Raw genomic sequence first — 12,077 nt, 5'->3', positions numbered from 1 at the left:
CTTGGCGCGTTCGGAGGAAATGCTGATTTGGAGGCTCGGTGCCCGTCGGATATCTGATCCCCGTGGTGCTCGTCGCGATCGGGACGCTGTTCGCGCTGCGGCCGCTGCCGGGGTGGAGTCCGCTCGGCCGGGTGAGCTACTTCTTCGGGCTGGCCGCCAACGAACTGCCGTTCGCGGCCTTCTTCTGGCTGCTGCTGGCCCCGACGGCGCTGGCGTTCGCCGAGGGGGACACCCACACGGCGGGCGGCTGGGCCGTCGTCGCCCTGGCCGCCGTGACCACGATCGGGCTCACGGTCATCGCCTGCCGCGGCCTGGGGGAGCGGGCCAGGATCTGGCGCGCGATGGACGCCGGCCTGGGCGCGGGCTGGCGCGCCGCCGTCGACGCCGACCTCGCCGCCGGGCTGCGCCGTCGTCCGCCGTGGGCCCGCATCCTGCTCCTGCCCATCTACAAGCGCCGCACGGATGTCCGCCGGGTGGCCGATCTCTCGTACGGCGACGCGGGCCGGCGCAACCTGCTCGACGTCTACCATCACCGCTCCCGCCCGTCCGGCGCGCCCGTGCTGATCCACGTGCACGGGGGCGGCTACTCCGGGGGCCACAAGAACAGCCAGTCGCTGCCGTTGCTCTACCGGTTCGCCTCCCAGGGGTGGGTGTGCGTCAGCGCCAACTACCGGCTACGGCCTGGGGCCCAGCACCCCGACCACCTGATCGACCTCAAGAAGATCATCGCCTGGGTGCGCGAGCACGGCCACGAGTACGGCGCCGACCCCTCGACGCTGTTCGTCGCGGGCAGCTCGGCGGGCGGGCACATGGCGGCGCTGGCCGCGCTCACCCCCAACGACCCCGCCTACCAGCCGGGCTTCGAGCACGCCGACACCTCCGTGACCGGCGCCGTCTACCTGAACGGCTGGTACGGCGCCTACTTCGGGCAGGGCCCCGAGTCCTCGCCGCCGGCCCACATCACCGCCGACGCGCCGCCGTTCTTCGTGGCCCACGGCGATCTGGACCCGCTGGTGCCCGTGGCCGAGGCCAGGCACTTCGCCGACGAGCTCCGCCGTACGTCGGCCTCTCCCGTCGTCTACGCGGAGCTGCGTGGCGGCAACCACGCCTTCGACCTGTACCACTCGGTCCGCTTCGATGCGCTCGTCGATGCCATCGAGGCATTCACCGCCCTGGTGAGATCGCAGCAGCGCACACCGCAGCCTTAGAGCGCCTGACGCGATGAAGTGAGGCGCCGCCGGCAGCTGAGCGCGCAGGCCGGCTTGAGGGGGTGCCGGTGGCGTCGGTGGTCAGGTGATGCTCGCTGCCGGCCCGCCCTCGATCGACCGGCGACGGCCGGTCTGCGCCCTTTTCGGCGCTCTGATCTGGCAGGAGCTGCGCGCCGCCGACGCGCTCGACTTCTCCCGCGCCGCGGCGGGCTCGGCGTTTCATCGCTGTGGGCGTTCACCAGCCGTCATCGAAGTCGTCGGCGTCCACCGGGGGATCGTCGCCCTCATCGGCCCCGCGGTTCTCGCCCGAAGAGGACGAATCCTGCCAGTTGCCGGTCCGGAGGTCGTCCACCAGGCTGATGGTGAGAAAGATGCCGAGGGCCGCAGCGAAGAGCCCCATCAGCACATTCCAAGGGGTGGAGAGGTCCTCGCCCGCAGCGTTGACTCCGTGGATCACTCCAGCGATCGTCAGCAGTCCCTCGACGGTCATTGCCGCCGCGAAGGTCAGACACACCGCTGCGATGCAGCGTTGCCCGGTCGTGAGGCGTGTGCTGGGTGTCTCGTGCCCACGCTGCTTCATGTCGCTCAAAATATGGGCAGGCCGGCGGCCCGCCTAGTGGCTGAAAGGGTGCGAATCGCTGCTGTCGCCTGCCCGTGCGCCCGCGTCGGCGAGCACGCTGCGCCTCTGACCCCGGTCAGCCGCGCAGCAGGGCGGTGAGGTCGTCCCAGCGGGACATGAGCAGCCCGGCGACGGCGCCGAAGACGCCGACGATGGCGGCGAGCGCGAGGTCGGCGGGCTGGGCGGCCGCCGCGCCGGCCAGCCCGAGCAGGGCGACCGCGAGGAGAACGAGGTTGCGCACCACGTGCGGCACCCCCATGGGCGTGGTCGAGGCGCCGAAACAGCGGCACGTCACGGCGGCGCCGCGCCGGACGACCAGCACGATGGCAACCGTGAGACAGGCCAGCAACCCGGCCGCCAGCACGAACGCCGCCGTCCCCGCCCACGACAGCGGGATCGCGGCCAGGACGACCACGAGGGCCTCCGCCACGGCGGCCGCGACGGCGACCGGCCGGGCCGCCTCGCCTCGGGCGACCCTCATCGCCCTGACGGACTCGACGAACTCTCTCCAGGCGGTACGGCTGGTCACCTTGCTCGCCAGCGCGAGCGCGAACACGGTGAGCAGCAACAGCCGGCATGCCACGTCGACGTACTGCATGATCACAACCTCACGAATCGGGCAACGGGGAGGACGGGCCGGAGTGCGGCCGGGACCCGTCGGTCGTGGAGTCCCCGGCCCGCGCCGGGCTCGCCAAGGCCAGAGGGACGGATTCTTTCGGTTGATCCCTTACCGCCCGCATGTTGCAGGAGATTCCCGCCCGGCGCAACACCCCGGATCGGCCGGCCGGGCCGCGGCATCCGGCGGACCGGCGCTCTGCCTGGGGCGATGCGAGGCCGATGGGAGGCCGTTGAGAAAGCATTGAGAAATCGTTCAGGCGGGCGAAGCATGCTGCGGCCACCAGGCCACCGACCGAAAGGAAGGCTTCATGCGTGCCATGACCAAATTGGCCGACCGGCTGCTGGAGATGGTCGCCCCGCACACCGTCGCCCGGGCGACCGACTGCGACTACCAGTGTTGCAGGGCGGACTACTGGAAGTACTGCTGCTACTACCCCAACGGCACCTCGCACTGCGGCTCCTGCATCACCAACTCGAGCGCCAGGCAGTGGTGCTGAGACCGGCCGGTGCCCGGCTGCCGTCCGGCGGCCGGGCGCCTCGTTCGTGCCCCTCTCCGGGAGTTGGACAGTGTCCTACGCAATCGCCGCGCCGGCTCTCGCCGGCCTTCTCTTCCTGACGAACCTGGTGCTGGCGCTCGCGGTGCTGCGGCGCCTGCGCAGGCACACCGCCCGCATCGACGACCTGTACGAGGTCGTCGCCGGCACCCCCGACCTCGACGGCCCCGCCGCGGGCGACCTGGTCGGCGACTTCTCCGCGACGGACCTGGACGCGGCCCCCGTGACGCGGGACTCGCTGCCGGAGGGCGGCGTGGTGGCCTTCCTGTCGCCCGACTGCGAGGGCTGCCGGGCGGAGCTGGCCGAGCTGACCGCCTGGGCGGCCGGGCAGGACCGGTCGCGGGTCCTGGCGGTCGTGGACGCCCGCGGCGGGGATCCCGCCCGGATGGTCGCGGCGCTCTCCCCGGTGGCGCGGGTGGTGGTGGAGCGCGACCACGCGCACGTCGCCGAGGCCTTCGGGGCGCGGACCGTGCCGACCGTCTTCCACGTGGCCGCGGGCGGGACGGTCCTGTCCCGCGTCCGCAGCGTCACCCGGCTCCCCGAGACCGCCGGGAGCCGAGGGGCCGAGCGGGCGGCGAGCAACCCGTCGTGAACGTCGAACCGGAGGTGAACCCGTGACCCCATTGCTGATCGTCTCGATTCTGTTGTGCGCGTTGTGCCTGGCCGGCCTGGTGCTGATGCTGGGGGTGGCCCGGCGGCTGCAGGAGCACGGCAAGCTGATCGACGCCCTGTACGAGGTCGTCGAGCAGCGCGGCGGGCCCGGCGCGAAGGGGCTGGCGGCCGGTGAGGTGGCCGGCGCGTTCGACGTGCGGACGGTCGACGGCGACCGCGTCGCCCGCGACCTGCTGCCCGAGGGCACCGTGGTCGCCTTCCTGTCCTCCGACTGCGGCCGGTGCCGGACCGAGCTGCCCGAGCTGGCCTCCTGGGCGGCCCGGCAGGACCGCTCGCGGGTACTCGTGGTCGTGGACGCCGAGCCGCTGGCCCGCACGCTCTCGCCGGTGGCCCAGGTGGTCGTCGAGCCGGACGGCGGGCCGGTGACCGGCGCGTTCCAGGTGGACTCCTTCCCCAGCTTCTTCCAGGTCGCCGCGGGAGGCGGCGTCCTGGCGCGCATCCGCGGCGTCGCCCAGTTGCCGGCCGGCTCGGCGGCATGACGGACGGGCCGGGCCCGCGCGTCCTGGCCGCGTGCGCGGTGCGGGGCGTCGGGCTGGTGTGGCGGGCCGCGCCGCTGTACGTCCTGGGGTACGTCACGGTCACGCTGGTGAGCGGCGTCACCCCGGTCGTGCTCGCGTGGCTGACCAAGGCGGTGCTGGACGGCGTCGCGAACGGGCGGGTCGCCTCGCTGCTCTGGCTGGCGGTGGCCGTCGCGGCCGTCACGACGCTGGCGGCCGGCGCCGCGCAGGCGGCCCAGTACCTGCGGGCCGAGGTCGACCGGCAGGTGTCGGTGCGGGCCAAGGCCGAGCTGTTCACCGCGGTGTGCGGGTTCACCGGGCTGGCCAGGTTCGAGAGCCCGACCTTCCTGAACCGGCTGCGCATGGCCCAGCAGAGCGCCAGCAACCCCGGCAGGCTGGTGGACACCGCGCTCTCGACGGCCAGCAGCGTGATCACCGTCGCCGGGTTCGTCGGGTCGCTGGTGGTGATCAGCCCGGCCTTCACCGGGCTGGTGCTGCTGTCGGCGGTCCCGGCGCTGCTGATCGAGCTGCGGCTGGCCCGCCAGCGGGTGGACATGATGTGGCGCATCGGGCCGGCCGAGCGCCGGGAGATGTTCTACGCCCACCTGATGTCCACGACCGACGCGGCCAAGGAGATCCGGCTGTTCGACCTCGGGTCGTTCCTGCGGCTGCGCATGCTGGGCGAGGCGTGGACCGCCATCAGGGCCCGCCGGAGCATGGACCGGCGCGAGTTCGCGATGCAGGCGGGCCTGGCGGGCGCGTCGGCGCTGGTCGCCGGGGCCGGCATGGTGTGGGCGATCCTGGCGGCCGGCCAGGGGCGGCTGAGCGTGGGTGACGTCGCGATGTTCGTGGCGGCCGTCGCGGGCGTGCAGGCGGCGCTGAACGTCACCGTCTCGGCCGGGACGATGGCGCACGAGCAGTTGCTGACCTTCCACCACCACGTCACGATCCTGGACTCGGGCCCGGGGCTGCCCTCGCCCGCGCGGCCCGTCCCGCTGCCGGCGCTGCGCCGCGGCGTCGAGCTGCGCGACGTGTGGTTCCGCTACAGCGACGACCATCCGTGGGTGCTGCGCGGCGTCGACCTGTTCCTCCCGTACGGGCACACGGTCGCGCTGGTCGGGCGCAACGGCGCCGGCAAGAGCACGCTGGTCAAGCTGCTGTGCCGGTTCTACGACCCGACCCGCGGCTCGATCCTGTGGGACGGCGTGGACATCCGGGACGTGGCCCCCGAGACGTTGCGCGCCCGCATGGGGGCGGTGTTCCAGGACTTCGTCTCCTACGAGCTGACCGCGGCCGACAACATCGCCGTGGGCGACCTCACCGCGGAGGACGATCGGGAACGCCTGGAGCGCGCCGCCCGCGAGGCCGGCGTCCACGACGCCCTCGCCGCCCTGCCGCACGGCTACGACACGATGCTGAGCCGCGAGTTCGCGCCCGAGCAGGACGAGGAGGAGGACGGCGTGCTGCTGTCCGGCGGGCAATGGCAGCGGCTGGCGCTGGCCAGGGCCTTCCTGCGGCGCGACGCCGACCTGATGATCCTGGACGAGCCGAGCGCCGGCCTCGACGCCGAGGCCGAGCACGAGGTCCACCGGCAGCTCGCCCGCCTGCGGGCCGGACGGACCAGCGTCGTCGTCTCCCACCGGCTCGGCGCGATCCGCGACGCCGACGACATCGTGGTGCTCGGCGACGGCGTGGTGACCGAGCTGGGCACGCACGGCGAGCTGATGGCCCTGGACGGCACGTACGCCCGGCTGTTCACCCGGCAGGCCAGCGGCTACCGGGACGACGTGGAGGTGCCCGGATGATCCTCACCGGCCTGGTCGCCGGCCTGGTCGCCGGGGTCGGGGCGATCGTGCTCGGGCTCGCCTGGCTGCGGCGCGCGTACGTGGTGGTGACCGTGGAGGGGGAGAGCATGCTGCCCACCTACCGGCCCGGCGAGCGCGTGCTGGTGCGCAGGACCGGGCCGCGGCGGCTGCGCACCGGCCAGGTCGTCGTCCTGGCCCGGCTCATGGAGGCGGCCGAGGACGGGCAGGCACGCTGGATGATCAAACGGCTCGCGGCCGTCCCCGGCGACCCCATCCCCCGCGCGACCGTGCCCGCCCTCCGCACCGCGCCGGGAACGCGGGTCCCGGACGGCCACCTCGTCGTGCTGGGCGACAACCCGCAACGCTCGCTCGACTCCCGCCGCACCGGCTACCTGACCGCCGACCGGCTGCTCGGCGTGGTGCTGCGCAAGGTCGAGAGCCCGGACACCCTGCCGGCACCCGACGCACGCCCGGCGCCGCCGACAGCGCCTGGTCCGGGCGGTTCTTGATGATGAGCTGCAGCGGTACTTCGGCCGCCGAGGTGGGGCGCGGCGGAATGGCGCAGCTGGTGCAGATCGAGCCCGGCGTACTTCTCCAGCAGGACGCGGGCGCGGTCGCAGCAGAGGCTGGCGCGGCCGGTGTGCGGGCAGATGTCGGCGGCCCTGCGGGCCGGGACGGGGACACCGTTCGGACAGGGGGGCCGGCGCGCCGACGCCCCACAGCCCGGCGAGCGCGGTGCCGATCTCAGTGTCGGCAATGTCGGCGAGGCTGACACCTCCACCGCAGGGTGGTGATCTTCCGGGCGGCGCTCATGCCGCCCGCCGTTCGATGCCTGCGGGAATCGGGAGGCCAGGCTTCCGCTCGTCCTGTTTATCTACTATCGTCGATTGACGATGGACGAGATGAAGGAGCCGCTGCCACGCGCGGCGGCCGAAGAGTACGCGAGCTGGTTCAAGGCGCTGGCCGACGCCACCCGCATCCAGATCGTGTCGCTGCTGGCCCGGCGGCGCGCGCCGATGAGCGTGGGCGAGATCGTGGCCGCGTCCGGGGTGGGGCAGTCCACGGTGTCGCACCACCTGAAGATCCTGTCCGACGTGCGGTTCGTGCTGGTCGAGCGGCAGGGCACGTCCAGCCTGTACCGGATCAACGAGAACTGCGTGAGCTGTTTCCCCACCGCCGCGGACGTGGTCATGGGCAAGCCCGTACCGGCCGCGCCCACCTGCGAGTGAAGGAGCGTCGCCATGGCGCACGACGAGATCATCGACCGTTACTCGGCCCTGGCCCGTGCCGCGGACGCCGGGCGGACGGTCGCCGACTGCGGGCAGGAGGCGTTCGAGCAGGGCGGCTTCGGCGCGGCCGGCTACGACGACCTGACCGTGCTGCCCGAAGGGGCGGTGCGGGCCAGCCTGGGATGCGGCAACCCGGTCGCCGTCGCCGAGCTGCGCCACGGTGAGACGGTGCTCGATCTCGGGTCCGGTGGCGGCATCGACGTGCTGCTGTCCGCCCGCCGGGTCGGCCCGCGCGGCACCGTCTTCGGCCTGGACGCCGGCCCCGCCACGGTGGACCTGGCCCAGCGCAACGCCGAACAGGCGGGCGCGTCCAACGTGCACTTCCTGCACGGCACGATCGAGGCGATCCCGCTGCCCGGCCACACGGTCGACGTGGTCATCTCCAACTGCGTGATCAACCTGTCCGACGACAAGGCGGCCGTGCTGGCCGAGGCGTTCCGGGTGCTGCGGCCCGGCGGCCGGTTCGGCGTGAGCGATGTCGTCACCGCGCAGGCGCTGGACGAGCAGGCGCGGCAGCAGGTCGAGCAGCGCATCGGCTGCGCGGCCGGGTCGCTCACCGTGCAGGAGTACCGGGACCTGCTGGCCGCGGCCGGCTTCGTCCAGGTCTCCGTCACGTTGACCGCCGATCACGGAGACGGGGTGCACTCGGCCATCGTCCAGGCCGTCAAGCCCGTCATCGGGCCCGGTCTGGAGATCCGGCCGATGCGCGAGGGCGACGCCCCCGAGGTGCTGGCCATCTACCAGGCCGGCCTGGACACCGGCCAGGCCAGCTTCGAGACCACCGCGCCCAGCTGGGAGGGGTTCACCGCGAGCCGGCTGCCGCACCTGCGGTACGTGGCGACCGACAGCGATTCCGGCGAGGTGCTCGGCTGGGTGGCCGCCTCGGCGGTCTCGTCCCGCCCGGTCTACGCCGGAGTGGTCGAGCACAGCATCTACGTCCACCCCGGCTGCCAGGCCCACGGCATCGGCCGCGCGCTGCTGGCGGCGTTCATCGCCGCCGCCGAGGACGCCGGCGTCTGGACGATCCAGTCGGGCGTCTTCCCGGAGAACGCCGCCAGCCTGGCCCTGCACCAGGCGCTCGGCTTCCGCGTCGTGGGCACCCGCGAACGCGTCGGCCGCCATCACGGGGTGTGGCGCGACGTGCTGCTGATCGAGCGCCGCAGCATCTCGACCGGGACCTGAGTCGCCGCTCGGGACGGCGGCCGGGAACTTGGGGGCCGTCTGATGGTTACGTCCGTCGTGCCCAGTGTCCTCTGGCTTCACCTGTCGCCTTCGCGGGATCACACACAAGCCCTGCCGGCTCCCCCTGGGTTTGACATGTGTCAATATAGAGAGGAATCGATTTCGATGGCTGTCTATATGGAGGAGATGTGGAACCTCTGGAGGTCTTGGAGTGCAGCCCGCGGCTGATGCGCGAGCCGCTCGACGCCGAGCAGGCCGCCGGGGTGGCGCGGGTGTTCAAGGCGCTGGGCGACCCGGTACGGCTGCGCATCCTGTCCATCGTGGCCAGCCGCGCCGGGGGCGAGGTGTGCGTGTGCGACGTCACCGGCGCGTTCGAGCTGTCCCAGCCGACCATCAGCCACCACCTGAAGGTGCTCAAGGAGGTCGGGCTGCTGACCTCGGAGCGGCGTGCCTCCTGGGTGTACTACCGGCTGGTCCCCGAGACGCTGGGCGAGCTGTCGGCCCTGCTCGACGTGCCCGCGACCGTCTGAGAAGGCAGCACAGTGCCTTCCACGTCTCCGGCCTCGCCGGTCGCCGCGCCCGCGCAGGGCGTCATCGCCGGCCTGTCCACCCTCGACCGGTTCCTGCCGGTGTGGATCATCGCGGCCATGGCCGCCGGGCTGCTGCTCGGACGGCTCGTCCCGGGGCTGAACACCGCGCTGGACGCGGTGAAGATCGGCGACATCTCGCTGCCGATCGCGCCCGGGCTGCTGCTGATGATGTACCCGGTGCTGGCCAAGGTCCGCTACGACCGCCTCGGGGCCGTCACCGGCGACCGCCGACTGTTGCTCTCCTCCCTGGTGCTGAACTGGGTGCTCGGCCCGGCCGTCATGTTCGCGCTGGCCTGGACCTTCCTGCCCGACCTGCCGGAGTACCGCACCGGCCTGATCATCGTCGGGCTCGCCCGGTGCATCGCCATGGTCCTCATCTGGAACGACCTGGCCTGCGGCGACCGTGAGGCCGCCGCCGTCCTGGTGGCGCTCAACTCGGTCTTCCAGGTGGTCGCGTTCGGCGCGCTGGGCTGGTTCTACCTGCAGGTGCTGCCCGGCTGGCTCGGCCTCGCGCAGGCCGCGCTGGAGGTCTCGGCCTGGGACATCGCCCAGTACGTCCTCATCTTCCTCGGCATCCCGCTGGCCGCCGGCTACCTGTCCCGCCGGCTCGGCGAACGCGCCCGCGGCCGGGACTGGTACGAGACCCGTTTCCTGCCCCGGGTCGGCCCGCTGGCCCTGTACGGGCTGCTGTTCACGATCGTCATCCTGTTCGCCCTGCAAGGCGGCACCATCACCTCCCGGCCCGGCGACGTGGCCCGGATCGCGCTGCCGCTGCTGGCCTACTTCGCGCTCATGTGGGGCGGGTCGTTCCTGGCCGGCAAGCTGATCGGCCTGGGCTACGAGCGTTCCACCACGCTGGCCTTCACCGCCGCCGGCAACAACTTCGAGCTGGCCATCGCCGTGGCGGTCGGCGTCTTCGGCGTCACCTCCGGCCAGGCCCTGGCCGGCGTGGTCGGCCCGCTCATCGAGGTCCCCGTCCTGGTCGCCCTGGTCTACGTCAGCCTGGCCGGCCGCCGCCTGTTCACCAAGGAGCCCGTACGTGCCTGACCAGCCCAGCGTCCTGTTCGTGTGCGTGCACAACGCCGGACGCTCCCAGATGGCCGCAGGCTGGCTCACCCACCTGGCCGCAGGCCGCGTCGAGGTCCGCTCGGCCGGTTCCGCCCCGGCCGAGCAGGTCAACCCGGTCGCCGTCGAGGCCATGGCCGAGGTCGGCATCGACATCACCGCCGCCCGGCCCAAGATCCTCACCACCGACGCGGTCCAGGCATCGGACGTGGTCATCACCATGGGCTGCGGCGACGCCTGCCCGATCTTCCCCGGCAAACGGTACGAGGACTGGAAGCTCGACGACCCGGCAGGGCAGGGCATCGACGCCGTCCGGGCGATCCGCGACGACATCCGCGTACGCATCGAGAAGCTGCTCAACCAGCTGCTGCGATGAACGACGGTGGTGGCCGCTGCCCGCGTCAGGCCGGTACGGACGGCGATCGGCCGGCCACTGCGTCGGGATGCAGATCAGCATTCAAGTCCTCAGACTGATGGCCATCCCCACGCGCTGACACTGTCCGAGCGAGGCCGCCGGGCGGTCGAGGCGGGCCGTCAACAATGCGGGCTGCTATCCGGCCTGCACGGTGATGCTCGCGGCCGAGCAGGTCGTTTCCACGCCTTGCATGACCGTCTGGAGCCGATGCGGCCAGACGCTGCCCGACGACCTGACCATGACCGCCCTGGCTGAGCACTTCACCCAGCAAGCCGTCCGATCATCGGCCGCGCAGCACCACCCGATCCGGTGGTGCCGTCGCGATCTGATCAGAGGGGCTGGGCGGCCAACAGCCCGACCGCGGCGACCAGCAGCCGTGCCGCCGCCATGAGCGTGTCCGGCTGGACGCGGTCGGGGGTTTCGGCGGGGGTCTGGTAGCCGGGCATGCCGATGCCGATGCCGATCGCGGCCAGGCCGGCGGCGGCGTAGCGGCGGTTGTCGGAGGCCATCGCGCCGGCCCGCAAGGGCACGTCGACCAGGCGGGCGGCCTGGTCCAGGGCGGCCAGCAGGGCGTGGGCGGGTCCGCCCGCCTCGACGGAAGCTGCCTGGTGCAGGTGTGCGGCGCCGTCGAGGTTGATCACCAGTGTGTCGGACGGCAGGGCGGGCGCGTGGTGGGCCGAGCCCCATGCCCCGGTCTCCTCGGCGTCCAGGAAGGCCACCGACAGCTCCGCCTGGATGGCCGGGGCAGTCGTCAGGACGCGGGCGGCCTCCAGGACGGCGGCCACGCCGGAGGCGTTGTCGGCGGCTGCGGGCATGCGCTGGCCGGGATCGTCGCCGACGCCGTCGTAGTGCGCGGTCAGCAGTACCCGCGGCCCGGTCCCCGCTGTCCCGGTGGGGAAGCGGGCGTGGACGTTGTGGCCGTCCGCAGTGACCTGCCGGAGCGGCATCGACCCCGTCACCTGCACCGGGCCGGCGGCCAGCGCGTCGGCCAGGCGGGCGTGCAGGTCGGCGCGCAGGTCGGCGCGCAGGGCGATGATCGGGACGGCGCGGGTGGCCGGTCCGGCGATCATCTTGGGCATCCACCCCTCGGCGTCGGCGCCGCGCGCTGTCAGCACCCCGGCCGCGCCTTGCGTCTCGGCTCGTTCGCACGCCCGCGCCCAGTCTCCGGTCTCGGCCAGCACCCATCGGCCGCGCAGGTCGGCCTCGGACGCGGCGGCCAGCGGTGCGGTGCGCGGGTCCGGCAAGTCGGCGGTCGCGAGGTGTTCGACGAAGTCCCGGCGGTGCTCCAGGCGCAGCGCCTGGCCGCCTGCGTTCCATTCGAGCACCGGGGTGGCATACAGCTCCCGCACGTCGGCGACGGGGAAGGGGTCGAGCTCGACCTCGGCGCCCAGCTCACGGAGTCGCTCGGCCAGCCACGCGGCGGCGGCGCGGCCTCCGGGCGTGCCCACGCGCCGCCCTGCGTAGTGGTCGCGGGCCAGCTCGTGCACCGTGGCCAGCATCCGCGCCGCAGACACCCGCTCCACGACGGCGGCCAGGCCGGGCGCCTGAGGGAGGTCCGGCATG

General features: G+C 73.0%; 14 protein-coding genes. 11 read left to right on the top strand and 3 right to left on the bottom strand.

Features of this window, described 5'->3' with window-relative positions:
• Positions 1–38: 38 nt before the first annotated feature.
• Positions 39–1,208, top strand: a complete 1,170-nt coding sequence (locus tag ACIBQ8_RS04745; RefSeq protein ID WP_397191105.1) for an alpha/beta hydrolase — start codon at positions 39–41, stop codon at positions 1,206–1,208.
• 235 nt (positions 1,209–1,443) lie between these two features.
• On the opposite strand, the gene ACIBQ8_RS04740 is transcribed toward ACIBQ8_RS04745, so the two are convergent.
• Together ACIBQ8_RS04740 and ACIBQ8_RS04735 are read right to left on the bottom strand one after the other, a co-directional pair.
• Positions 1,444–1,788 (bottom strand): hypothetical protein, encoded by a 345-nt coding sequence (locus ACIBQ8_RS04740; protein WP_397169131.1) that lies wholly within the window; start codon positions 1,786–1,788, stop codon positions 1,444–1,446.
• Positions 1,789–1,903: 115 nt separating this feature from the next.
• A complete protein-coding gene (locus tag ACIBQ8_RS04735; protein ID WP_397191104.1) occupies positions 1,904–2,425 on the bottom strand; it encodes a MauE/DoxX family redox-associated membrane protein in 522 nt (173 codons plus the stop codon).
• A 328-nt stretch (positions 2,426–2,753) separates the two neighbouring features.
• Between ACIBQ8_RS04735 and ACIBQ8_RS04730 the strand changes: the two genes are divergently transcribed.
• The 10 genes from ACIBQ8_RS04730 to ACIBQ8_RS04685 all read left to right on the top strand — a co-directional run bounded on the left by ACIBQ8_RS04730 (position 2,754) and on the right by ACIBQ8_RS04685 (position 10,475).
• Positions 2,754–2,942, top strand: a complete 189-nt coding sequence (locus ACIBQ8_RS04730; RefSeq protein WP_397169128.1) for a hypothetical protein — start codon at positions 2,754–2,756, stop codon at positions 2,940–2,942.
• Positions 2,943–3,012: 70 nt separating this feature from the next.
• The gene (locus tag ACIBQ8_RS04725) at positions 3,013–3,591 is read left to right on the top strand and encodes a TlpA family protein disulfide reductase (RefSeq protein WP_397191103.1); all 579 of its coding nucleotides are present in this window, start codon (positions 3,013–3,015) and stop codon (positions 3,589–3,591) included.
• Positions 3,592–3,613: 22 nt separating this feature from the next.
• Positions 3,614–4,150, top strand: a complete 537-nt coding sequence (locus ACIBQ8_RS04720; protein ID WP_397169124.1) for a TlpA family protein disulfide reductase — start codon at positions 3,614–3,616, stop codon at positions 4,148–4,150.
• Positions 4,147–5,973: an ABC transporter ATP-binding protein gene (locus ACIBQ8_RS04715; protein ID WP_397169122.1), complete on the top strand. Its 1,827-nt coding sequence runs from the start codon at positions 4,147–4,149 to the stop codon at positions 5,971–5,973. Before ACIBQ8_RS04720 ends, ACIBQ8_RS04715 begins: the two co-directional genes overlap by 4 nt.
• On the top strand, positions 5,970–6,482 hold the full coding sequence (locus ACIBQ8_RS04710; RefSeq protein WP_397191102.1) for a S26 family signal peptidase: 513 nt from the start codon (positions 5,970–5,972) through the stop codon (positions 6,480–6,482). The genes ACIBQ8_RS04715 and ACIBQ8_RS04710 overlap by 4 nt, the downstream gene beginning before the upstream one ends.
• Positions 6,483–6,866: 384 nt before the next feature.
• On the top strand, positions 6,867–7,202 hold the full coding sequence (locus ACIBQ8_RS04705) for an ArsR/SmtB family transcription factor (RefSeq protein ID WP_397191101.1): 336 nt from the start codon (positions 6,867–6,869) through the stop codon (positions 7,200–7,202).
• Between the two features lie 12 nt (positions 7,203–7,214).
• Positions 7,215–8,444, top strand: coding sequence for a GNAT family N-acetyltransferase (locus tag ACIBQ8_RS04700; protein ID WP_397191100.1), 1,230 nt, complete (start codon positions 7,215–7,217; stop codon positions 8,442–8,444).
• Positions 8,445–8,632: 188 nt separating this feature from the next.
• Entirely contained in the window at positions 8,633–8,974 is a 342-nt protein-coding gene (locus ACIBQ8_RS04695) for an ArsR/SmtB family transcription factor (protein WP_397169116.1), read from the top strand.
• 12 nt (positions 8,975–8,986) lie between these two features.
• Positions 8,987–10,081 carry an ACR3 family arsenite efflux transporter gene (gene arsB, locus ACIBQ8_RS04690; protein ID WP_397191099.1) on the top strand — a complete coding sequence of 365 codons (1,095 nt, stop codon included), beginning with the start codon at positions 8,987–8,989 and terminating at the stop codon, positions 10,079–10,081.
• Complete coding sequence (locus ACIBQ8_RS04685; protein WP_397191098.1) at positions 10,074–10,475, top strand: arsenate reductase ArsC; 402 nt, start codon at positions 10,074–10,076, stop codon at positions 10,473–10,475. Before arsB ends, ACIBQ8_RS04685 begins: the two co-directional genes overlap by 8 nt.
• 368 nt (positions 10,476–10,843) lie before the next feature.
• Here the strand turns inward: ACIBQ8_RS04685 and ACIBQ8_RS04680 are convergent, their stop codons facing one another.
• Complete coding sequence (locus ACIBQ8_RS04680) at positions 10,844–12,076, bottom strand: M28 family metallopeptidase (protein WP_397191097.1); 1,233 nt, start codon at positions 12,074–12,076, stop codon at positions 10,844–10,846.
• Between the last annotated feature and the right edge of the window lies 1 nt (position 12,077).

Source organism: Nonomuraea sp. NPDC049646 (genome assembly GCF_044465525.1).
Lineage (GTDB): Bacteria > Actinomycetota > Actinomycetes > Streptosporangiales > Streptosporangiaceae > Nonomuraea.
The sequence above is the reverse complement of the archived record's forward strand: the minus strand, read 5'-3'. Positions and strand labels throughout refer to the sequence as shown.